Source organism: Leucogemmata humicola (assembly GCF_055379415.1).
This window is the reverse complement of record NZ_AP040875.1, coordinates 3333009-3355459: the sequence shown is the minus strand read 5'-3', so window position 1 is coordinate 3355459 and position 22451 is coordinate 3333009. Positions and strand designations below refer to the sequence as shown.

Sequence of the window (22451 nt, the reverse complement as noted above, 5' to 3'; positions counted from 1 at the left end):
GGCTCTCGACCCTAAACCCTAAACCCTGATTCATCGTGGCTACTCAGGTCTCACAGGCGGCGGACTCACGGTTGGTGCAGGACGTTGCGCGCCAGGTAGCGCGACGCGTCGTGGGGCAGGACTACATGGTCGATCGGCTCCTGATCAGCCTTCTCACGGGCGGTCACGTGCTGCTCGAGGGCGTGCCGGGTCTGGCCAAGACACTCACGGTGCGAACGCTCGCCGAGACCATCGACACGACGTTCCATCGCATCCAGTTCACGCCGGATCTCCTCCCGGCGGACGTGCTCGGAACACAGGTCTACGATCAATCCACCGGACAGTTCTCGGTGAAGCGCGGACCGATCTTCGCGAACATCATTCTCGCCGACGAAATCAATCGCGCGCCCGCCAAGGTGCAGGCCGCGTTGCTCGAGGCGATGCAGGAAAAGCAGGTCACGATCGGCGGCACGACCTTCAAGCTCGAAGAGCCGTTTCTCGTTCTTGCAACGCAGAATCCGATCGAACAAGAGGGCACGTATCCGCTGCCCGAAGCACAGGTCGATCGATTCATGCTCAAGTTGCGCGTCGGCTATCCGACGCGCGACGAAGAGAAGGAGATCATGCGGCGCATGGCCGGCGGCGATCCAATCGACGTCGAAGCCGTCGCATCGCCCACGGCAATCCTCGAGGCGCGTCATCGCATCTCCGAGTTGTACATGGATGATCGCATCGTCGACTACATCGTCGACATCGTGCATGCGACGCGCGAGCCGGCGGCGGCAGGCTTGCCCGAACTCGCGCCGCTGATCGAATTCGGCGCCAGTCCGCGCGCGACGATCGCGCTCGCGCAGGCGTCGCGCGCCCACTCGTTCCTCCGCGGTCGCGCCTTCGTGACGCCCGACGACGTGAAGGCGATCGCGCCCGACGTGCTGCGTCATCGCGTGCTGACGACGTATGAGGCTGAAGCCGAGGAAGTGACGAGCGATCAGATCGTGCAGCGGGTGTTGGCCAAGATCGATTCGCCGTGATTGCCCGCTTGAGCGACCGCTCGAAGAGCTGAGGCGATCGAACGAATGGCTTGGCAGCTCTTTCGTCGACGCAAGAAGTCGGGCGCCATCGCGCTCGACACACCGCCGCGCGCGCAACCGGACACGGGCGAGCGAAAGCCGCCCGCGGCGGTGCCACCGGAAGTGCTTCGCCAAGTGAAGCTGCTCGAGCTGCGCACGCGCGGGCTCGTGAACTCGCTATTCACCGGCGAGTATCGCTCGACGTTCAAGGGCCAGGGAATGGAGTTCGCCGAAGTGCGCGAATACCAACCCGGCGACGAAGTGCGCAGCATCGATTGGAACGTGACGGCGCGCATGCAGCGACCGTACGTGAAGCGGTACATCGAAGAGCGTGAGCTCACCGTAATGCTCGCGGTCGACGTGTCCGGCTCCGAGCGATTCGGCACGCGCCGTCGTTTCAAGAGCGAAGTCGCGTCGGAGTTGGCGGCAGTGTTGGCCATGTCGGCAATCCGCAACAACGATCGCGTCGGCAACTTGATGTTCACCGACCGCATCGAGCATGTCGTTCCGCCGCGCAAAGGCCGACGCCATGCACTGCGATTGATTCGCGACATCCTGGCGTTCGAGCCGGTGAGCCGTGGCACCGACATCGGCGGCGCGACGGAGTATCTCAATAAGATGCTGTCGCACAAGGCGATCATCTTCCTGGTGTCCGATTTTCTCGGCGAGAATATCGAGCGACCGCTCAAGTTGCTCGCGCAGCGACACGACGTCGTGGCTGTGACGCTCGAGGATCCCAGCGAACGAATTCTGCCGGACATCGGGTTGGTGCGACTCGTGGATCCGGAGACCGGCGAAACGTTGAACATCGATACCAGCGATCCGGCGGTGCGCACGCAATTCGACAAGGCGGTGAGCGTCGAGGCAGAGAAGCGCAGACATCTACTGCGACGATTGGCCATCGACGAAATCTCCGTGAATACCGAGCAGGGAATCATGGACCCGCTGCTCCGCTTTTTTCGCATGCGCGAGCGGAGGATTCGCAAATGAGGCGCATTCGATATTTCAGAATGATCGCGCTCGCCGTCGCGAGTGTGCTGGGTGCGGCGGTGCCAGTTGCCGCGCAGCAGATTCCGGTCAAAGCCGGAATCACCGTTGCTCCGGAGACGGTGAAGGTTGCCGATCCCTTCCGCGTGACGGTCGGAATTCGAGCCCCGCGCGGAGCGACGATCGAGTTCCCACGCGCGACCGATTCTGCGTCAACGGTGCAGTCGCTCGACCCGGTCGCGGTTCGGACGAGCGCAGATACCACAGCGGCCGAGCAGTATGCGGACTATCGCGTCGCGGCATGGGACGTCGGCGCTCAGGCCATTCGGCTCGGCGACGCGATCGTGCGCTACAACGGCGCGGAGCGACACATTCCGCTGAGCGGAGCCGTGTTCGTTCAGACCGTGTTGCCGGCGGACTCGGCGCAGCGCGTGCCCAAGCCGCCGCGCGCGCTATTCGAGTCGAATGCATTTCCGTGGTGGGTGATCGCGCTGCTCGTTGCGGCGGCGATTGCACTCGGATGGCTCATCTGGTGGCTGTTCCGCCGCCGTCGGAAGAATGCCGTGCCGGTGGTCGTCGATCCATTCGCGCAGGCCAAGGCCGAGTTCCAACGAATCGAAGGACTTGGGCTCCTCGACGCTGGTGAACGCGGGCGCTACGTCGCGCTGATGATCGACGTGGTGCGCGACTATCTCGCCGCCCGTCATACGCAGGCCGCGTTGTCGCTCACGAGCACAGAGTTGCAGCGCACGGTTCGCGCACTCCCCACGGTTCCGGAGGAACGGCTAACGCGCGTGTTGAGCGAGGCCGATCTCATCAAGTTCGCGCGGCGGCCGGTGAGCGGCGATCGCGCACGAGAGATTGGTCGCGAAGCGCGGACGATCGTCGCCGAGGAGAACAAGGCATCGCGTCCAGCGCCCGAACAGGAGGTCGCTGCGTGATCTCCATCGGCTCGATTCAGTTCGCGTCGGCGTGGGCGCTGCTGTTGCTCCTGTTCCTGCCCCTCTGGTGGTTGATTCGGCGAAGACAACGATCGCAAGCGATCGTTTTTTCGCGAGTGTCCGTGCTCGCCGCTGGTCCACGCGCTGGACGTGCGACGACGCTTGCGCTGTTCGTGCTGCGGAATCTCTTGCTGGCGTCGACGATCGTCGCGCTCTCTCGACCGCGCGCTGGTGCGCACGCCGAAGATTCGACGACTGAAGGCATCAACATCGTGCTCGCAATCGACCTTTCGAGCTCGATGCTCGCGCAGGATTTTCAGCCGCAGAATCGCCTCGAGGTCGCGAAGGACGTCGTGAAGCGCTTCATCGCCGCGCGTAACAGCGATCGCATTGGCGTGGTGGCGTTCGCCGCCGAGGCGCTGACGCAGGTTCCTCTGACGACCGACTATCCGGTCGTGAGCGCGGCGGTGGACAACCTCGCAGCAGGGCAACTCGAAGACGGTACGGCGATCGGCACCGCCATCGCAACAGCCGCGAACCGTTTGCGCGATGCACCCGGACGGTCGCGCGTCATGATCGTGCTCACCGACGGTGAGAACAACCGCGGCGCGATCGATCCGCGCACCGCAGCGAAGGCGGCTGCAGTATTCGGCATCAAGATCTACACGATCGGCGTTGGTACGGAGGGCATGGCTCCCGTTCCGGTCGGTCGTGGGCTGTTCGGTCTTCGCTATGAGAATCGACTCGTCCGAATCGACGAGCCGTTGCTCATGGACATCGCCAAGACCACGGGCGGCCGGTACTACCGCGCCCGCGATGCCGCGGCACTGCAGCGCATCTACGACGAGATCAATCAGCTGGAGCGCGAGCCTGTGCGGACGCGCTCCTATGTGCGGTACACGGAACTCTTCCGCTGGCCGTTGTACTTGGCCGCGCTGGCGCTTGTCGTCGAACTCTTGCTGGCCGCGCGCCGAGGGCCGCTGCCATGAAAGAGATCGTATTCGACTATCCATATCTGCTCGCGCTCGGTGTCTTGTTTCCGTTGCTTGCGGTGTTCGTGCTCCGTCACGCCTTCCGTCAACGCAAAGCGCGGCTCGAGCGCCTGGGCAACATGGCCGTCGTCAATCGACTGCTGCCTCCGAACACGCTCACTCCGCCGGGTTGGCGAATGGTCCGACTCGGACTGGCGAGCGCGCTCGTGGGTGTCGCGGTCGCTGGCCCGCGGTGGGGTGAAGAGCGCACGACGGTGAAATCGCGCGGCATCGATATGGTGTTGGCACTCGACGCGTCGCTGTCGATGCTGGCCGAGGATGAGCGTCCCAGCCGGCTGGAGAAGATGAAGGAGGAAGTGCGTCGGCTGCGCGCGGCATCGCCGGGCGATCGAATGGGCGTGCTGGCGTTTGCCGGACGGAGCTACGTGCTGTCACCGCTCACGATCGACGAGGGCGCTCTCGACCTGTTCCTCGACAATCTCGACCCTTCAGTCGTCGGTCAGGCTGGCAGCTCGCTCGCCAGAACGATCAAGCAGGGAGTCGATCTGCTCACCCTGACCAACAGTGGCGCGGACCGCGCACTAGTCGTCATGAGTGATGGCGAGGCCTTCGAGCCGATCGAGGACATTCAGACCGAAGCGGCGCGAGCTGCCGAGCAGGGAATCAGCCTCGTCACCGTCGGATTCGGCACTACGGCCGGCGCGACGATTCCAATCAAAGCGCCCGATGGATCGATTAGCACCAAGAAGGATGAGACCGGAAACACGGTGATCACGCAATACCACCCGGAATTCCTACAGGGCGCAGCCGATGCGGCGGGCGGGACGTTCATTCCCGCGAACGCCACGGACAAGGCATCGCGCGTGAAGTCGGCGTTGGCCAAGCTCCGGACGCAAACGCGCTCGAGCGTGGCCGGCGAGTCGAAGACGCCGCGATATCAGTGGTTCCTCTTTCCTGCGTTCTTCCTCTTGCTGCTCGATACAGCGCTCATCGAACGCCGTGGCCGGCGTCCTCGGCGCATCGCCGCCGCGCAGACGGTAGCTGCAGCGTCGGTCCTGTTCCTCCTTTCGTTGAACGGATGCATTCCGCTGTCGCGGAGCCAGAAGGCTGTGGCGGCGTACAAGCAGAGCCAATTCGGACCCGCGGCGTCGCTCTTCCGCGATGCGATCACCGCGGGCGACAAGTCGCCCCAGACGATGTACAACTTCGGAACAGCGCTTGTGGCCGGCGATTCCGTGAAGAGCGCCGTTGAAGTGCTGGGTCGTTTGATCGACGACAAGAACGAGGATCTGCGCTTTCGCTCGCTCTTCAATCTCGGGCTCGCGCACCTCAAGCCCGCTCTTGGCGCGCCCGCTGGCCAGGACGGCGGCGAACTCGATTCGACGCTCGCCGTCTATAAGAAAGCTCTGATGATGCATCCAGGCGATCTGGACGCGAAGTGGAACTACGAGCTCGCCCTTCGCAAAAAGCAGAATGGCGGTGGCGGCGGCGGTGGTGGCGGCGGATCGAGCAACAAGTCGCCGCAGGGTCAGGCGCCTCAACCGCAGGGCGGGCTGGGCAAGCAACAGGCCGAGCAGCTGTTGGGCAGCGCGGCGCGCGAAGAGCGTGACGTGCAGGCCAAGAAGCAGAAACAGAACAAGGTCGAGCCTCCGCCGGGAGGGAAGGACTGGTGATCGGCGCACTCGTACTCTTCGCGCAACTCGCGATCGTCACGCACGCGCCGGACACTGCCTCGACCTGCGACGCAGTGGAACTCAGCGTTGCGATCAACGCGCCGGGCAATGTGGCGCCGATCATCGTCCCGCCGTCGCTCGCGCCGTTTGACGTGTTGCGATCGTCGGGCGTGCCGCACATCACGTACGGCAACGGGTCGGTGATCGCCGAATACAGGTATGTGATCACGACCGATCGCGTCGGCACCTTTGCGATTCCATCGTTCGAGGCGAGACTCGGCAACAGCATCGCGCGGTCGCGCCCGGTCGCCATTTCCGTGCGCGCCGCGTCGGGCCGCAATAACGTGCCGACCGTCGTGGCGCGCGCGCGCGTCGATACGAGTCTCGCTGTGAACTTTCGCGTCGTGACGTTGCCTGAAACGGTGTACGTCGGACAGCAGGCCAACTACGAGGTCGCCGTCTTTCTGAATGAGACGGTCCGCGATCGTCTGCGACGTAATCCGACGTTCTTTCCGCCGGACATGCAGTCGATGCTCGCGTATGACCTGCCGACGCGCGGAGAACCGCCGCGCCGGCAGGTTGGCTCGCACTGCTTTGACGCATTGGTCTATCAACGCGCCCTCTTTCCACTCATGGCGGGGCGGTTCGCCATTCCGCCGGCGCAACTCGTGTATTCGCTTCCGCTCTCGGCCAGCTTCTTCAGCCGAGAGGAAACGCACGAGCTGCAGACGGACAGCACGGTGATCGTCGCCATGGAGCCGCCGTCGCAGGGGCGTCCCGTGGGCTATGGTGGGGCGGTCGGCGATCTGCGCGTGGCGTCGAAGCTCGATACGGTCGCGTCGCGGGTTGGCGATCCGATTCGACTTACCGTTCGCGTCTCTGGTTCCGGCAATGTGAAGCTGTTTCCGCGCCCGTTGGTCGGCGTGCCGTGGGGTTCGCTGGTGAAGGGAGACGAACGCGTGCAAGTCGATACCAACGCTCGCAAGATTTCGGGCGCGAAGGAATTCGACTGGGTACTTACGCCAAAAATCGCCGGTGAGCTCGATCTGCCGCCGATCAAGTACACGTACTTCAATCCCGATTCGCGACGATACGAAACGGCGTCGACCAATCCGACTCGCGTGCACATCAGCGCCGGCGGTCTCGCTTCGGGAGACACGGCGAAGAACGAAACACTGCTTCCGTTGCGTGCACGGTATCGTGGCGCGCCGAGTTCGCCGCTGCACGAGAACCCAGTGTTCTGGGCGATGATGGCGCTCGCACCGCTTCCTGCGCTATCGCTCACCGGACGCGAGCGTCGTCGTCGCAAGGCTGCCAAGCCCGTGACTCGCGCGGCACGACTCGCAGCAATCGCGCAGACGTCTGACATCTCACGCGATGCGTGCGAAGTCCGTCGGGCCTACACGGGCGCGCTGGCCGACCGCCTCGGCCTCGAGGGGGACAACTTTACGCGGCCCGGGGCACTCGCTCGCGCGATGCGTCGTCGTGGTGTATCACCGGAGCTCGCGCTCGAGTCGGAGACGTTTCTGCGCCAGCTGGATGAAGCGGCCTTTGGCGCATCTGGTACGCTGTCTGCCGACGCGGCGAAGCGCGCGACGGAGCTCTATCGCAAGGTGGATGGTGATGCGTTGCCGCGCACGCAGATCGCCGTCCGAACGTTTGCCGTCATTGGACTGCTCGTAGCGGGCGTTGCAACCGCGCACGCGTTCGACGCTGCCGATCCGCGTCGTGCTTTCGATGAAGGCGTCTCAGCGTATGAACACCGCGATTTCGTGGCGGCGCGCGAGGCATTCATCGAAGCCGTGGTGTCAGGTCCGGCGGCGCCCGACGCGTGGGCAGACCTCGGCACCGCATCGTGGGCAGTCGCCGACACGGCACGCAGCGTAGCGGCGTGGCAGCGCGCACTGCGCATCGAACCGCTTGCGTCGGATGTGCGGGAGCGCGCCGAGCTCGTGCACGCGCTGCCGTGGTCGGCAGCGGGGTACGTTCCGCCGCTGCCGGCGACGTGGATCTTCAACCTCGCCGCCGTGCTCTGGCTGGCCGCCTGGGGAATCGCCGCGTTCCGTGCGTCGCGCAATCGGCCGCTGGGGACGCGGGCAGTCATGACCCTTGGTGTCGTTGCCGCCGTGCTCGCGATCGGCGGTTTCGCGCTGAACGAGCGGCTGTCGGGCAAACACCTCGCCGTCATGCGCCACACTGCGTCGCTCAACACTGACCCGCAACTCGGTGGTGAACGCGGGGCGACGGCGATCATCGGTGAGGTCGTTCGCATCACGGGGCGTCAGGGCGCCTGGAGCCGGGTCCGTCTCGACGACGGCCGTGACGGCTGGATCGACAGCGCGGCGCTCGTGTCGCTCGACACGCGCGACGCGGAGCAGATTCGCGCCAACTAACCCGACGCGTTTATCGACGCCGATTGACGCTCTCGGCGCGCGTCGGGTAGCTTTGCGCGGTGTCCGTCGCATCCATCTCACGCATCGCGGTCCTCACCAGCGCCGTCGCCGACCAGATCGCGGCCGGCGAGGTCGTCGAGCGCCCGGCGTCGGTCGTCAAAGAACTCATTGAGAATGCGCTAGACGCCGGCGCCCATTCGATCGATCTCGCCATCGAGGATGGCGGGCGTCAGTTGATTCGCATCAGCGACGACGGCAGCGGCATGTCACGCGAGGACGCGATTCTCTCGTTGGAACGGCACGCCACGTCCAAGATCCGCACGGCGCAGGACCTTGTCGGCGTCCGGAGCTTTGGCTTTCGTGGCGAAGCGCTCGCGGCGATCTGTTCGGTGTCGCAGCTCGAGCTGGAGACCGCACCCGACGACGGCGAGGGAACGCTCGTACGCGCCGCCGCCGGTGCCATCCTCGAAACGACAGAGATCGCGCGACGGCGCGGGACAACAGTGCGCGTCGCGAGGTTGTTCTACAACGCGCCCGCGCGACTCAAGTTCCTGCGCGGTGCTCGCTCCGAATGGCGTGCGATCCTCAACGTGATCGGATCGATGTCGCTCACGCGGCGTGATGTTCGCCTCACGGCGACGCACGATGGCAAGGCGATGCTCACGCTGCCTGCGGCAGCCGCACTGCGCGATCGTCTCTCTGCGGTGCACGGCGGGGCCTTTGCAGGCCGGCTGCTCGACGTCGATGACGTGAGCGGCACTACCCACGTGTCGGGACTCGTCGAACGCCCGGCCGACGTCGGCACGGCAACGCGTCGCGTCTTTCTGTCGATCAACGGCCGAGCGATTGGCGATATCGGAATCGTTCGCGCCGCGGAGGCCGCGTATCGATCGACGATTCCGGCCGGCGTGCGACCGACGCTCTTTCTCGACATCGTCGTCGCGGCCGACATGGTCGACGTCAATGTGCATCCTGCCAAAGCCGAGGTGCGTTTCCGCGACCGATGGCAGGTAGAACGCACTGTTGAAACGGCCGTTCGTCGCGCACTCGGCACCTTCGACGCGGGCGCAATGTTTGGCCGTCCGTCGTGGTCTGTTCCCGCGCCAAGCCAGTCGGTTGCGCCACGTCCTGTCGTTACGGTCGACGTTGAAGCATTGGCCACGTCGCAAACGGAAGAAGCGAGAGACGGTCTGTTCGAACCGACAGCGCCATCGCCGGAGTCGGTCGACGAAGCACCACGCGAGGAGCCTGCGCGGCAGCTGTCCGAGGTGCCGGTTCTCGTTCAGCTCCGGCGCACGTATCTGATGTTCGAACACGACGACGGCGTCGTGCTCATCGATCAGCATTCTGCGCACGAGCGCGTGCTGTACGAGCAGTTCATGCACGCGCTCGAGCGGGGCGAACAGCCGGCGCAGCGCCTACTCTTTCCGATGACGCTGCATCTTGGCCCCGCGGAGAGCGACGCGTTCGAAGCGAATCGAGAGATCTTTGAACGACTGGGCTTCGAAATCGAGGGGTTTGGCGGACACACACTGCTGGTGCGTTCTGTGCCGATGCCGCATCCGCGCTTCGATCCGGAGCGATGCGTGCGCGAGACCCTCGCTGCGCTCACTGGCGATCGCGATACCGGAGCGCATGCGCGACACGAACGGTTGGCTGCCACCGTTGCATGCAAGGCGGCGATCAAGGCTGGCGACGTGCTATCGCCCTCCGAGATGCGCGCGCTATTCATTGCGCTGCGCGATACGACGTTGCCGGCGCACGACGTCCACGGTCGCGCCACGATCGTGCAGCTGACCTGGGACGAGATTGAGCGACGCTTCGGACGTCGCTGAGATCGGCGTCATCTGCGGTCCGACCGCGGCAGGGAAGAGCGCGGTCGCAATGTGGCTCGCCGACTACGCTCCGGTCACGATCGTGAGTGCGGACTCGCGGCAGGTATATCGTGGCTTCGATGTGGGAACGGCCAAGCCTACGACGGAAGAACGCGCCCGGGCGCCTCACAAAGGAATCGATATTGTCGACCCAGTCGACCGATATTCGGCCGCGGCATGGTCCGAGGCGGCGGATGAATGGCTCGCCGACGCTGTTCGAGCCAAACGATTGCCGCTCGTGGTGGGCGGGACGGGGCTCTATCTCCGCGCGCTATTCGACGGGCTTTTCGAGGAGCCGCCGCTCGATGAGGCTCGACGCTCCGCGCTCGGGCTGACGCTCGAGGCCATGTCCGTGGAGGAATTGCGGAGCTGGGTCCAGGCGCTGGATCCGACGCGTGCCCACCTGGGGCGAACGCAGCTCGTGCGCGCCGTCGAAATCGCGCTGCTCACGGGGCATCGATTGAGCGATCTGCACCGCTCCCGGGCCAGGACCTCCCGTTGGCGGCCGCGCTATCTTGTGGTGGATCCGGGTCCCCTCTTGGCGCCACGAATTGCCGCCCGGATCGACGAGATGCTGGATCACGGATGGGCGGACGAGGTGCGAGGGCTGATGCATACGGTACCAGCAGAGGCGCCGGCGTGGAATGCCACCGGATACGACGCAGTGCGGCGCTTCGTGCGCGGCGATGTCTCGCGATCGGTAGCTCATGAGGAAATTCTGATCGCCACGCGCCAGTACGCGAAGCGGCAGCGTACTTGGTTCCGCCATCAGCTGCCGCCCGACGCCGTTACCCGACTCGACCCGAACGCCGCCGATTGGCAGCGCCAGGCCGCCGACTGGGCGCGGCTGGGCACGCACACCGCAATGGGGACCGCGTGAAGATCGGTATTACCTGCTACCCGACTTACGGTGGATCGGGCGCTGTGGCGACAGAGCTGGGCATCGCCCTCGCGCGCCGCGGCCACGAGATCCATTTCATCACCTATCAGCAGCCGTTTCGCCTTCCGTCCTTCCTTCCTGGGATCTACTTCCACGAAGTCGACGTTGGGCGCTATCCGCTGTTCGAGTTCCCGCCGTACGATCTTGCCCTCGCCGTGCGAATGCACGAAGTGGTGTTGGCGCATGGCTTGGATTTGTTGCACTGCCACTACGCCATTCCGCACGCCACGAGCGCGTGGATTGCGAAGGAGATGCTGCATCAGACCGGCGCGGACGTGCGCGTCGTGACGACGCTGCACGGCACGGACATCACGATCGTTGGGCAAGATCCATCGTTCCGTCCGATCACGAAATTCTCGATCGAAAAGTCCGACGGTCTCACCGCGGTCTCGCGCTATCTACAACGCGAAACGCTGACGACCTTCGGCTGCACCGCCTGCCGCATCGAAGTCATTCCGAACTTCATCGATCCGGCCGTCTATGATCGCACGAAGTACCCGCCGCCGTTCGAAGGTCGCGTCGACGCCGATAAGCGTGTGCTCATGCACGTGTCGAATTTCCGGCCGGTCAAGCGGGTGAAGGACGTCGTTCGCATCTTTGCACGCGTCGCCGAAAGGATTCCTTCCGTGCTGATGATGGTTGGCGATGGACCAGATCGCATCGACGCCGAGGCGGAGGCGCGCAACCTCGGGGTGCAGGACAGCGTGTTTTTCCTCGGAAAGATCGATACCGTTGCGCCGCTCCTCGCGGGTGCAGACCTCTTTCTGCTGCCGTCGGCGAGCGAGTCGTTCGGATTGAGCGCACTCGAGGCCTTGGCATCAGGCGTCCCAGTGATTGGGACGGATACCGCGGGAATTCCCGAAGTGGTCCGCGATGGCGAAACGGGATTCTTGCGACCAGTCGGCGACATCGAAGGGATGGCAAACGCCGCGGTTCAGATTCTGTCCGACCGCGATCGATGGCAAGCGATGAGCGATCGCGGCGTGCAAGACGCGCGTGAGCGTTTCTCTCTCGACGCCATCGTTGCGGACTATGAAGCGTTTTACGAATATGCGCTGGCCAAACCGCCCGCCGTGGTGCGTCCCAGCACTCCCGCTCCCGACCTTAGCTCGGCGACTACGTGACCGTCTTTCAAGCGCTCGTCCTCGGCCTCATCCAGGGGCTGTCTGAATTCCTGCCGGTCAGCAGCTCGGCGCACCTGACCCTCGCGCCTTGGCTGTTTCACTGGAAGGATCCCGGTCTCGCCTTCGACGTCGCACTCCATTTCGGAACGCTCGTCGCCGTGCTTTGGTACTTTCGTGCCGAATGGATCACGCTTGCCGGCGCGGCACTGCGCATCGTGAAGCGGCGGCGGATCGAGACCGATGAAGAGCGACGTGTGGTTTTCCTGATCGTCGCAACGATTCCTGGTGCGATCGCGGGGTTGGCGCTGGAGAAGTATGCGGAGACGGCATTTCGCGATCCCCGGCTGATCGCTGTGGCATTGATCGTCATGGGCCTCGTGCTCTGGGCCGCGGACAAGTTTGCGAAGCGTGATCGTGCGATCGGCGACATGACCTATGGCGATGCTTTGGCGATCGGTCTTGCGCAGATGTTCGCGATCATTCCTGGCGTGTCGCGCTCCGGCTCGACGATCTCGGCAGGTCGCGCGCTGCGGTTGAATCGTGAGAGCGCGGCGGTGTTCAGTTTCCTCATGAGCATGCCGATCATCGCCGCGGCGTCGATCATGAAGGTTCCACACGTGCTTAAGGCTGAGGGCCTGACGTCCACGCTCGTCGTCGGAGTATTGGCGTCGGCCATTAGCGGCTGGGCTGCGATCGCGATCCTGCTGCGCTTCGTTGCGCACCGTAGCTACGGCCTATTCGCTGCGTATCGCGTCATTCTCGGTCTTGTCATTCTCGCCATTGCCTTCAGCCGCTGACCGATCGGCGATTCCGACGACCTCGAACGCGCACTACGACGGTGTGAGCGACGCGGAGCTTGCGGCGCGACTCGGCATTCCGCGAGCTGTTGTCTTCGACAGCATTTCGTCGACGCTCGATGTTGCGCACGCGCTGGGAGTCGAGGGCGCGCCGGCAGGAACATTGGTTGTGGCAGACGCGCAGACGTCGGGCCGTGGGCGTCAGGGGCGAAGCTGGCAATCGGAATCGGGTGCAGGGGTTTGGCTGACGTTGCTCGAACGACCGAGCGACGTGACCGCGCTCGACGTCCTTTCGCTGCGCATCGGCCTCGAGGTGGCGCCCGCGCTCGATGCATTCGCGGAGAGCACCATTCGGCTCAAGTGGCCGAACGATCTGTACGTCGGGCAGCGAAAGCTTGCAGGTGTGTTGATCGAAGCGCGTTGGCGCGAAGGCGCACCTGATTGGGTCGCAATCGGGGTAGGGATCAACGTGCGTGCGCCGGCGAACGAAGTCCGCGCGATTGGGTTGCGGCCTGGCACGTCTCGGTCCGACGTTCTCTCGGCAGTCGTGCCGGCCATTCGTCGCGCGGCAGCGCGTACGGGTGGGCTCGTCCCGTCCGAGTTGGAAGCGTTCGCGGCGCGGGACTTTGCGGTTGGCCGCGAGTGCGTGGAGCCCGTCGCGGGCCGAGTGCGCGGCATCGATCGCGGCGGTGCGCTACTGGTGGACGTAGGTTCAGAAGGTTCGAAGGTGGTGACGGTTCGTGCAGGCTCTCTCGTGCTCAAGGAGGAGCAGTGATCCTCGTCTTCGACGTTGGCAACACCGAGCTGACGATTGGGCTGTTTAGCGAATCGGAATTGCGCGGGCATTGGCGTGTAATGACGGATGTCGCGCGCACGGCCGACGAATTCGGCGTGCTTCTGCACTCGCTGCTGCGAACGAGCGCGTTCGGCCCGGATGTCGTACGGAGTGTTGCCATTGGTTCCGTGGTTCCGCGAGTGACGGAGCCGTTGAGCGAGGCGTGCATGCGCTATTTCACAGTGGGCCAGCCGTTGATCGTCGACGCGCGCGCGGATCTGCCGATCACGCTCGACGTCGACGAGCCGCAGACCGTGGGCGCTGACCGTCTGATCAACACGCTGGCGGCAAGCCGCATCTTCGCGCGTGACGCGATTGTCGTCGATATGGGGACCGCCACGACCTACGACTGCATCACGGCCGACGGCGTGTTCCTCGGTGGCGTGATTGCACCGGGAATTCGAACGTCGGCGGAAACGCTCACGCGTCGTACGTCGAAGCTTCCGGCGACTGAGCTCAGTATCCCAAGTCGCGTGATCGGTCGCCGGACCGAGGAGTGTATTCGTGCGGGCGTGATGTTCGGTGGCGCCGATGCGATCGACGGTGTCGTGCGGCGTATCAAGGAGAGCTGGCCGCGTCCGCAGACGCCAATGGTGATCGCGACGGGCGGTTTCGCCGAGACGATGGCGCAGCTCTGTACCTCGTTCGATCGCGTCGAGCCGTTCTTGACGTTGCAGGGACTTCAGCTGGCCCACGCCCTGATGCGCGGCCCGGAAGCTCAGCTGTAAGATATTCCGTTACAATAACTTAGCGGCATCGTTGCGGCGTCAGCGGCTTGACTGCGGCGTCCGAGGCGGGTAGAATTCGGCCTGTTAGCACTCATGCGCGTCGAGTGCTAACGAACCGCATTCATCTCAGTTTTTCGTTTTTCACCGCAGCCATAGACAGGGAGGCGCAGACCGTATGGCCACCAAGACCAGTCTGAAGGTCAGCCCGTTGGCCGACCGCGTTGTGATTCGGGCGCTCGAAGAGACCGAACAGATGCGCGGCGGCTTGTACATCCCCGACACCGCGAAAGAGAAGCCCCAGCAGGGCGAGATCGTCGCCGTGGGCCCGGGACGTTTCGAGAAGGACAAGCGCGTGCCGATGGACGTGAAGGTTGGCGACAAGGTCCTGTACGGCAAGTACAGCGGCACCGAAGTCACCGTCGACGGCGAGCAGTTGCTCATCCTCCGCGAGTCCGATGTGCTCGCGGTCCTTGCTTGATTTTCAAGAACGCTAATTAAAACCCACTACTAGGGGATTGGGCACCATGGCAGCGAAGGAACTTCATTTCAACGTCGATGCGCGCGCGGCACTCAAGCGCGGCGTCGATCAGCTGGCCGAAGCGGTGAAGGTCACGCTCGGCCCCAAGGGCCGCAACGTCGTCATCGACAAGAAGTTTGGCGCTCCGACCGTCACCAAGGACGGCGTGACTGTCGCGAAGGAAATCGAGCTCTCGGATCCGATCGAGAACATGGGCGCGCAGATGGTGAAGGAAGTCGCGACCAAGACGTCGGACAACGCGGGCGACGGCACGACGACCGCTACGGTCCTCGCGCAGGCGATCTTCCGTGAAGGCCTCAAGAACGTCACCGCCGGCTCCAACCCGATGGCCATCAAGCGCGGCATCGAGAAGGCCGTTGCGGCTGTCGTCGAAGAGCTGAAGAAGATCAGCGTCCCGACCACCGGCAAGAAGGAAATCGCCCAGGTTGGTTCGATCTCGGCGAACAACGACAAGGAAATCGGCGATCTGATCGCCGAGGCGATGGAGAAGGTCGGCAAGGACGGCGTGATCACGGTTGAAGAGGCGAAGGGCCTCGAGACCAACCTCGACACCGTCGAGGGCATGCAGTTCGATCGCGGCTACGTCTCGCCGTACTTCGTCACCGATCCGGAAAAGATGGAAGCGGCGCTCGAAGACGCCTACATCCTGATCCACGACAAGAAGATCTCCTCGATGAAGGACCTCCTCCCGGTCCTCGAGAAGGTTGCTCAGCAGGGCCGCCCGCTGCTCATCATCGCCGAAGACGTCGAAGGTGAAGCGCTTGCCACGCTGGTCGTGAACAAGCTCCGCGGCACGCTCAAGGTCTGCGCCGTCAAGGCTCCGGGCTTCGGCGATCGTCGTAAGGCGATGCTGCAGGACATCGCCGTTCTCACGAACGGCCAGGTCGTCAGCGAGGAAGTCGGCTTCAAGCTCGAGAACGCCGTGATCACGGACCTCGGCCGCGCCAAGCGCGTCGTCGTCGACAAGGACAACACCACGCTGATCGACGGCGCTGGCGATGAGACCAAGATTCAGGGTCGCATCAAGGAAATCCGCGTTGCGGTCGATGCCAGCACGTCCGACTACGACAAGGAAAAGCTCCAGGAGCGTTTGGCCAAGCTCGCCGGTGGCGTTGCAGTCATCAACGTCGGCGCCGCGACCGAAGCCGAAATGAAGGAAAAGAAGGCCCGCGTCGAAGACGCGTTGCATGCAACCCGCGCGGCCGTGGAAGAGGGCATCGTCCCCGGCGGCGGTGTGGCTTTGATCCGCGCTCAGCGCGCGCTCAAGGGCATGAAGCTGCCCGAAGCCGATGAGCAGATCGGTATCGAGATCATCAAGCGCGCCATCGAAGAGCCGATCCGCATGATCGTGCAGAACGCTGGCGGCGAAGGCTCGATCGTGGTCGAGAAGGTGCGTGCGTCGAAGGATGACGCGTTCGGTTACAACGCCCTCACCGACACGTACGAGAACCTCGTACAGGCCGGCGTCATCGACCCGACCAAGGTGACCCGCACGGCGTTGCAGAACGCCGCGTCGATCGCCGGACTTCTCCTCACGACCGAAGCGCTGATCGTCGAGAAGAAGGAGAAGGAAGCGGCACATCCGGCGCCTCCGGGCGGCGGCATGGGCGGCATGTACTAAGCGCCTGCGGCGTGCGGCGAAGGCCGTACGACGTCGTAGCTGTGAAAACGGGGGACGCCTTGCGGCGCCCCCCGTTTTTCTTTGCGTAGCGGCTAGAACAACCCGTACTGCAGCGGCGTCTCGGTGCGTGTCGCGTTCGGAACGAACGGACCGACGACCGCGTCCTGCTGTGCGGCGGTGATCGTCCCTTTGAAGCGCGTTCGCGCCATAGCGCCGCGCATCGACGTGGTGGCGACTTCGGGCGAGTTGTTCTCTTCGCTCAGATGCGCGAGTACCACGTGCTTGAGATCGCGCGTCACCATCTCTTTCGCAAAACGCCCCGCTTCGGGATTGCTGAGGTGCCCGAAGCGCGCCGCGATGCGACGCTTGAGTGCGGCCGTGTACGGGCCGTACCGCAGCATGTCCTCGTCGTGGTTCGACTCGATGATCAAGATGTCGAGCGACTCGCACGCTTTCGCGATTCGCCGCGTGACATACCCGATATCGTAGAACAGACCGGCGCGCGCGCCCGTCGCGCGACTCTCGATCACGAAACCCACTGGCTCCGTCGCGTCGTGAGGAATCCGCGTCGATGTGACCGTCATGCGCGGAAAGTCGATCGTCGCTCCGGGTTCGAACACATGGACGTGCTTTCCGGTGAGCTCCGCCGCAGACGCAGTGCCGGCGGTCGCATACAGACTCCAGCCCCATCGCTTCGCCGCTGATGCCGCGCCACTCACGTGATCGGTGTGCTCGTGCGTGATCAGGCAGCCGTCGATCGACTCTGGTTTTACGTCGATCGTCTTGAGTCGCGCTGCCAGCGTCCGCGTTCCGTAACCACAGTCCACGAGCAGGCGAGAACCTTCGCACTCGATGAGGACCGAGTTCCCTCGACTCCCACTTCCGAGGGTCCAGATTTTCACAGTGAGTCTACCTGCACGGTCCAGCGAGCGGCGTGCACGGCGGTCAGGTGCCGATGTGCGCGATCGGACAGCTCCACGTGGCGGCGCGCCATCATGCGAGCCGCGGTCTCGATGAACTTGTCGGCGCGATAAGCCGAGTAGTTCGGTGCGTCGCCCCACGAGAAAGGAGCCACCGCCTTGGGCGGCATGCTGCCGTACACGTTGGCGCCGGCGCCGACCACCGTTCCGGTCGTGAGACGAAGCCCAATACCAGTTTTCACATGATCGCCGAACATGGTGCCGAGGAACTGCATGCCGGTGTCGCGTACCCCGGCCGGCGTCCACAGCGCAACGGTGCCGTACGTGTTCTTGAGATTACTCGTAATCGTGCCCGCGCCAATGTTCACCCAACGGCCGAGGTACGAATGGCCGACGAATCCGTCGTGCCCCTTGTTCGAGTGTCCAAGAAAGATCGTGTTGCTCAACTCGCCGCGCGCTTTGCAGACGTCGCCGATCGAACAGGCGGTGAGATCACCGCCCATGATCTGCACGTCCCGGCCGATGTAGCAAGGACCAGTCAGCCGAGTGAAGGCGCGAATATGACTGCCTGCGCCGATGAAGATCGGACCGGCGCTCGCGTCCAGAACCACGTGCGGCTCGACGATGATCGGTGCGCTGCCGGCCACGCTCTGCGTGACAATAGGATGGTTGCCGATGACGGTCGCATGCGATGGCGCGCCGAGCGGAAGGCGGTCGCGCTCGATGAGCCGCGCGATGTCGGCCGTGAGTTGCTCGGGCAGGAGTCGAATGAAATCCCACACTTCGTTCAACACCCAGCCGCCAATGTTGCCGATCGAACCGGTGCCGGCGTGCAGCTCGTCGAGTGTCAACGAGCCGTCGGCGAAGGCGCTCACCTCGATTGGCTGACGCGCGCGGACTGCGACCAATTGATCGCCGCTGCGCCACAAACTGCACGAGGCAGCGTTGCGGTCGGCGCGTGCTGAATCGGTGACGAGCGGAGGTATGCAGCGAGCGTTGGCGACGATCGACCCAGCCGGCAGCGTGCCCGTCGCAGCGCGTGCACCGGGCTCGTCGAAATCCGCGTGCCGAGGTCCGGCGAGGAACTGCACGTCGGTCGCGCCGACCGCGGCTTTCCAACGGTCACGGATCAACGTCGTGCCCGCGACCATCTCGGAGATGGGTCGCGTGGACGCGAACGGCTCGAACGTTCGAGCGCGTGCGTCGTCGTAGAGAAAGACCGTCGTCACTGCCGGTCCCGGATGCCCTTTGGCAGGGCATCCATGAGCGTTTTCAAATCGCTCGACCGGTCGACCGTGGTTACCAGAACGGTACCATTTTCCACGACCACGACCAGGTTCGATACGCCATACATGACCACGTTGGCATCGGGCGCGTGCACCACGTTGTCACGCGCGTCAACAGCGTGCACGTGACCGTGCATGGCGTTGCCGGCGTGATCGTGCGGCCGGACTCGGCGAAGTGCTCCCCACGTTCCAACGTCATCCCAGCCGAAATCCCCCGGTAGCACCACCACGCGGTCGCTGCGCTCGAGCACGCCGACGTCGACCGAGACCGGCGTGACGGCACTGAAGAACGCGCGAATGTCGTGGGCGTGGCTGTGCAACGCAGGCGCCACCTCTGGGCTATGGCGGCGAACGTCGTCGAGAAAGTCGCCGACCCGCCACACAAAGATTCCCGAATTCCAGAGGTAGCCGTCACGCCGCATCTCTTCGGCGCGCGTGCGGTCGGGCTTCTCGACGAAGCGCGCGACGCGCGAAACACCCTTCTCGACCTCGGGGCCGGGCTGGATGTACCCAAAGCCGGGATCGGCGCGAGTGGGGACGACGCCCACAGTGACCAGGGCGTGGTGCTGCTCGGCGACTTCGGCGCCTCGAATCAAGGCGCGTTGGAAGCCAGCCGCGTCGGCCACAGCCCAATCCGCGTGGACCGAGATCATCGTGGCATCTGGTCCGTCTCGACGAGCGATTTCCTGCGCCGCCCACGTCAGCGCGGCTGCGGTGCCTCCGGCTCGCGGTTCGGCAATGAGGTTCTCGGCGGGGATCTCCGGGAGCAGCTTGGAGATGGCCGGCACCAAAGTGTCATTAGTGAGTATCAGGACACGTTCCGGTGGTGCGATGGGCTTTACCCTCGCGACCGCCTCGGCGAGCAATGGCTCGCCGGTGACCAGGGGAAGGAGCTGCTTTGGACGGCTTGGCGTGCTCAACGGCCAGAACCGAGATCCGACACCACCAGCAAGGACTACGGCCCAGCGCGTCATGCGTTGTCTCCAGATGGTTCGTCGGTCGCGATCCCTACGAGCTCGGCGGCTCGGGCGTAGAGTCGCTTGGGGCTGAACGGCTTCGTCAAGAAGTCGTTGGCGCCGAGCTGCATGGCGCTCGTGTGCTGCTGCTCCTGGCCGGCGGCGGTGAGAATGATCGTCGGCAGGTCGCGCCAGCGGTCGTCGGCTCGCATGGCGCTGAGCACGTCGAGACCGCTGAGATGGGGCATCATCAGGTCGAGGAGCACGAGACAGATGTCCGGCTCACGCTCGAGCACCTCGAGCGCCTCGCGCCCGTCGTAGGCGAGCGTGACGCGGAACGGACCCTGCTCGAGCTTCATTTTGATGATACGGCCGATGTGCGGTTCGTCATCGGCTACGAGGACGTGACACGCGGCAGGCGTACTAGTCACGAGCGCTCACACAAGGGCGGCGATGTGTTCTCGGTTGCGACGCAGCTCATAGAGCAGTTGGCCAATGTTGGCGCGCGGAGTGACCAGGACGAGCAGGATTGCTTCGGACGAGAGCGCCGATACGATGGCGAGCCCGTGGCGGTGCTCGAGCACCGCGGTGAGCAGTTCGCCGCGACCAATGGCCGCGCCAAACTCGTCAGCGGGTCCGATGATCGATGGGATGCGAGCGGCGACGTCTTCGGCGTCGAGCCCTGGACCGAGTTGACTGTCGATCAGCAGACCGTCGCGCCCAAGGACGATCGCCGCGTCAACTCCTTCGCGTTGCCGAATGGCGGCAACCAGATCACGAATGCTCGGCATGCCTGTGCGTCAGCTCCCCAGCAAAGTGGTGGCGAAGCTAGAGATGAAATACACCGAAGTCAAGCGAAGCCAATCGCTTGAAGAATATCGAATGCCCTCCTATTCTTCGCCCTTGAGCCTCTCCAACATGATCGATCGACTGATTCGCTTTGCGCCAACGCGCCTCGCGCTGGGCGCCGTCGCAGTAGCGGCGGTCACAGCGGTTTCCTGTAAGGACTTCACCGGTGTTCCGGCGTCGCTTGCGACGCTTACGGACAGCGGTGTGGTGTACGCCATCAATGGCGCGCCCGCGGGTGCGCCAACGGCGCTGCATCTCTACAGCGGAACACTGCTGGCGGCCGACGCCAGTTTCATCTTCGACATTGCGTTCGACATCGACGCCACGGGGCATGCGGTATTTCTGCCCATGCGAGTCGTGTCGAGCGGACTCGCGACGACGCACGCTGTTGGTCTGCAGGCGTCGACCTCGACGTTCGACGGAGTGGGTTCGGCGCCGAAGTCCGGCTATCGAGCCGACACGGCGATGGTTGTGCAGCCGGGGCAGGTGATCATTGCCCAGAGTCAGGACCCAATCGTCTGCGGTGTGTCGGTCACGGGAACGACCATCCACGCGAAGCTCGTGGTCACGTCGGTCAACGTGCCGGCGCGCCAAATTGGTCTACGCTACACCGTCGATCCCAACTGCGGTTTCCGCTCGTTCGCGACCGGTATCCCCAAGGACTAAATCGTGCACGACCTTCGAGTGCTCCGCGAGCACCTCGATCAACTGCGCGACGGCATGCGTCGTCGCGGCATGTTCGAGGCGCTCGAGCCGGCGATCGACCGTGGTCACGCGCTCGACGGTGAAAGACGAACGCTGATCGCGGCGACCGACGAGCGTAAAGCCCGTCGCAACGCCAACGCCCAGGAAGTTGCAAAGCTCAAGCGCGCCGGCGAAAACGTCGACGCGCTCATTGCGCAGGGACGTGCCCTCGGCGACGAGATTGCGCAGCTAGAGCAGGAACTCGCGCGCGCCGAAGAGTCGCTACGCAGCGTATTGCTCGAGATTCCCAACATCACCCTCCCGGACGTACCAACGGGCGGGGAAGAGAACAACGTCATCGTCCGCGAGTGGGGAACGCCGCGCGCGCCCGAGGGCGTCAAACCCCACTGGGAGATTGGCACCGCACTCGGACTGTTCGATCTTGAGCGCGCGTCGAAAGTCTCCGGGTCGGGATTCGTGTTCTATCGCAAGAACGGAGTCCGCCTCGTTCGCGCGCTGCTGAACTACTTCATGGACGTGCATCGCGACGAGCATGGCTACGAAGAAATCTGGCCGCCGTTGCTCGTGAATCGCGCGACGATGACTGGCACCGGTCAGCTGCCCAAATTCGAAGACGACGCGTACGTCACGCGCGGTGATGAGCTTTTTCTCATCCCCACCGCGGAGGTTCCCGTCACGAACCTCTATCGCGACGAGATTCTCGACGTCGGCGCGGTGCCTGCGGCGTTCGTCGCATACAGCAAATGCTTCCGTCGTGAAGCTGGATCGGCGGGCAAGGACACGCGCGGTATTCTGCGGACTCACGAGTTCGACAAGGTGGAGCTGGTTCGGTACGCGACTCCCGAAACATCGGGCGAGCAGCTCGAACTGCTCACGCGTCACGCTGAAACGATGCTCGAGCGCCTCGGCATCCCGTACCGCCGCAAACTGCTCGCAGCAGGCGACACGGGCTTCAGTTCGGCCATGACATACGATCTCGAAGCGTGGGCGCCTGGTGTCGGCGCGTGGCTCGAGGTGTCGTCGTGCAGCTGCTTCACCGACTACCAGGCGCGGCGAGCGAACATTCGGTACCGGCCGGGAAAGGGTGAGAAGCCAAAGTTCGTTCATACGCTGAATGGATCGGGCCTCGCGTTCCCGCGCACGATCGCGTGCATTCTCGAGCACTATCAGAATACCGACGGCTCTGTGACGGTCCCTGAGGTGCTGCGGCCGTATGTTGGCCTTGATCGCCTGAGCTAGCCCG

At 64.1% G+C, this 22451-nt stretch carries 21 protein-coding genes; 16 read left to right on the top strand and 5 right to left on the bottom strand.

Features of this window, described 5'->3' with window-relative positions:
• Nucleotides 1-35: 35 nt before the first annotated feature.
• From AC6H4Z_RS14130 to groL, 14 genes are all read left to right on the top strand, one after another.
• Entirely contained in the window at nt 36-1010 is a 975-nt protein-coding gene (locus AC6H4Z_RS14130; protein WP_497542599.1) for an AAA family ATPase, read from the top strand.
• 45 nt (nt 1011-1055) lie between these two features.
• The gene (locus tag AC6H4Z_RS14125) at nt 1056-2039 is read left to right on the top strand and encodes a DUF58 domain-containing protein (RefSeq protein ID WP_497542598.1); all 984 of its coding nucleotides are present in this window, start codon (nt 1056-1058) and stop codon (nt 2037-2039) included.
• A complete protein-coding gene (locus AC6H4Z_RS14120) occupies nt 2036-2977 on the top strand; it encodes a hypothetical protein (protein WP_497542597.1) in 942 nt (313 codons plus the stop codon). Before AC6H4Z_RS14125 ends, AC6H4Z_RS14120 begins: the two co-directional genes overlap by 4 nt.
• Nucleotides 2974-3966, top strand: coding sequence for a VWA domain-containing protein (locus tag AC6H4Z_RS14115; RefSeq protein ID WP_497542596.1), 993 nt, complete (start codon nt 2974-2976; stop codon nt 3964-3966). Before AC6H4Z_RS14120 ends, AC6H4Z_RS14115 begins: the two co-directional genes overlap by 4 nt.
• Complete coding sequence (locus tag AC6H4Z_RS14110; RefSeq protein ID WP_497542595.1) at nt 3963-5642, top strand: vWA domain-containing protein; 1680 nt, start codon at nt 3963-3965, stop codon at nt 5640-5642. Before AC6H4Z_RS14115 ends, AC6H4Z_RS14110 begins: the two co-directional genes overlap by 4 nt.
• A complete protein-coding gene (locus AC6H4Z_RS14105; RefSeq protein ID WP_497542594.1) occupies nt 5639-8035 on the top strand; it encodes a BatD family protein in 2397 nt (798 codons plus the stop codon). Before AC6H4Z_RS14110 ends, AC6H4Z_RS14105 begins: the two co-directional genes overlap by 4 nt.
• Before the next feature lie 59 nt (nt 8036-8094).
• Entirely contained in the window at nt 8095-9870 is a 1776-nt protein-coding gene (gene mutL, locus AC6H4Z_RS14100) for a DNA mismatch repair endonuclease MutL (RefSeq protein WP_497542593.1), read from the top strand.
• Nucleotides 9845-10789, top strand: a complete 945-nt coding sequence (gene miaA, locus AC6H4Z_RS14095; protein ID WP_497542592.1) for a tRNA (adenosine(37)-N6)-dimethylallyltransferase MiaA — start codon at nt 9845-9847, stop codon at nt 10787-10789. The genes mutL and miaA overlap by 26 nt, the downstream gene beginning before the upstream one ends.
• Nucleotides 10786-11973: an N-acetyl-alpha-D-glucosaminyl L-malate synthase BshA gene (gene bshA / locus AC6H4Z_RS14090; protein ID WP_497542591.1), complete on the top strand. Its 1188-nt coding sequence runs from the start codon at nt 10786-10788 to the stop codon at nt 11971-11973. The genes miaA and bshA overlap by 4 nt, the downstream gene beginning before the upstream one ends.
• Nucleotides 11970-12770 carry an undecaprenyl-diphosphatase UppP gene (uppP, locus tag AC6H4Z_RS14085; protein WP_497542590.1) on the top strand — a complete coding sequence of 267 codons (801 nt, stop codon included), beginning with the start codon at nt 11970-11972 and terminating at the stop codon, nt 12768-12770. Before bshA ends, uppP begins: the two co-directional genes overlap by 4 nt.
• Nucleotides 12754-13545, top strand: coding sequence for a biotin--[acetyl-CoA-carboxylase] ligase (locus AC6H4Z_RS14080; protein ID WP_497542589.1), 792 nt, complete (start codon nt 12754-12756; stop codon nt 13543-13545). The genes uppP and AC6H4Z_RS14080 overlap by 17 nt, the downstream gene beginning before the upstream one ends.
• Nucleotides 13542-14333: a type III pantothenate kinase gene (locus tag AC6H4Z_RS14075; protein WP_497542588.1), complete on the top strand. Its 792-nt coding sequence runs from the start codon at nt 13542-13544 to the stop codon at nt 14331-14333. The genes AC6H4Z_RS14080 and AC6H4Z_RS14075 overlap by 4 nt, the downstream gene beginning before the upstream one ends.
• A 175-nt stretch (nt 14334-14508) precedes the next feature.
• Entirely contained in the window at nt 14509-14811 is a 303-nt protein-coding gene (locus AC6H4Z_RS14070; protein ID WP_497542587.1) for a co-chaperone GroES, read from the top strand.
• 46 nt (nt 14812-14857) lie between these two features.
• Nucleotides 14858-16492: a chaperonin GroEL gene (gene groL, locus AC6H4Z_RS14065; RefSeq protein ID WP_497542586.1), complete on the top strand. Its 1635-nt coding sequence runs from the start codon at nt 14858-14860 to the stop codon at nt 16490-16492.
• A 92-nt stretch (nt 16493-16584) separates the two neighbouring features.
• Here the strand turns inward: groL and AC6H4Z_RS14060 are convergent, their stop codons facing one another.
• The 5 genes from AC6H4Z_RS14060 to AC6H4Z_RS14040 are packed head-to-tail and all read right to left on the bottom strand — an operon-like array spanning nt 16585 to nt 20445.
• Nucleotides 16585-17394 (bottom strand): MBL fold metallo-hydrolase, encoded by an 810-nt coding sequence (locus tag AC6H4Z_RS14060; protein ID WP_497542585.1) that lies wholly within the window; start codon nt 17392-17394, stop codon nt 16585-16587.
• Entirely contained in the window at nt 17391-18641 is a 1251-nt protein-coding gene (locus AC6H4Z_RS14055; RefSeq protein ID WP_497542584.1) for a putative sugar nucleotidyl transferase, read from the bottom strand. Before AC6H4Z_RS14055 ends, AC6H4Z_RS14060 begins: the two co-directional genes overlap by 4 nt.
• Nucleotides 18638-19672 (bottom strand): mannose-1-phosphate guanylyltransferase, encoded by a 1035-nt coding sequence (locus AC6H4Z_RS14050; RefSeq protein ID WP_497542583.1) that lies wholly within the window; start codon nt 19670-19672, stop codon nt 18638-18640. The genes AC6H4Z_RS14055 and AC6H4Z_RS14050 overlap by 4 nt, the downstream gene beginning before the upstream one ends.
• Entirely contained in the window at nt 19669-20085 is a 417-nt protein-coding gene (locus AC6H4Z_RS14045; RefSeq protein ID WP_497542582.1) for a response regulator, read from the bottom strand. The genes AC6H4Z_RS14050 and AC6H4Z_RS14045 overlap by 4 nt, the downstream gene beginning before the upstream one ends.
• Nucleotides 20086-20091: 6 nt before the next feature.
• A complete protein-coding gene (locus AC6H4Z_RS14040) occupies nt 20092-20445 on the bottom strand; it encodes a roadblock/LC7 domain-containing protein (protein ID WP_497542581.1) in 354 nt (117 codons plus the stop codon).
• 112 nt (nt 20446-20557) lie between these two features.
• On the opposite strand from AC6H4Z_RS14040, the gene AC6H4Z_RS14035 reads away from it, so the two are divergent.
• Both AC6H4Z_RS14035 and serS read left to right on the top strand, forming a co-directional pair.
• A complete protein-coding gene (locus AC6H4Z_RS14035; protein WP_497542580.1) occupies nt 20558-21169 on the top strand; it encodes a hypothetical protein in 612 nt (203 codons plus the stop codon).
• Nucleotides 21170-21172: 3 nt separating this feature from the next.
• A complete protein-coding gene (gene serS, locus AC6H4Z_RS14030) occupies nt 21173-22447 on the top strand; it encodes a serine--tRNA ligase (RefSeq protein ID WP_497542579.1) in 1275 nt (424 codons plus the stop codon).
• The last annotated feature ends 4 nt before the right edge of the window (nt 22448-22451 follow it).

Bases quoted from the DNA above. Each gene is read 5' to 3' on its own strand.
- AC6H4Z_RS14070 (WP_497542587.1), top strand. From the start codon at position 14,509: ATGGCCACCAAGACCAGTCTGAAGGTCAGCCCGTTGGCCGACCGCGTT.
- AC6H4Z_RS14120 (WP_497542597.1), top strand. From the start codon at position 2,036: ATGAGGCGCATTCGATATTTCAGAATGATCGCGCTCGCCGTCGCGAGT.
- AC6H4Z_RS14050 (WP_497542583.1), bottom strand. From the start codon at position 19,672: ATGACGCGCTGGGCCGTAGTCCTTGCTGGTGGTGTCGGATCTCGGTTC.
- AC6H4Z_RS14110 (WP_497542595.1), top strand. From the start codon at position 3,963: ATGAAAGAGATCGTATTCGACTATCCATATCTGCTCGCGCTCGGTGTC.
- AC6H4Z_RS14040 (WP_497542581.1), bottom strand. From the start codon at position 20,445: ATGCCGAGCATTCGTGATCTGGTTGCCGCCATTCGGCAACGCGAAGGA.
- groL (WP_497542586.1), top strand. From the start codon at position 14,858: ATGGCAGCGAAGGAACTTCATTTCAACGTCGATGCGCGCGCGGCACTC.
- AC6H4Z_RS14125 (WP_497542598.1), top strand. From the start codon at position 1,056: ATGGCTTGGCAGCTCTTTCGTCGACGCAAGAAGTCGGGCGCCATCGCG.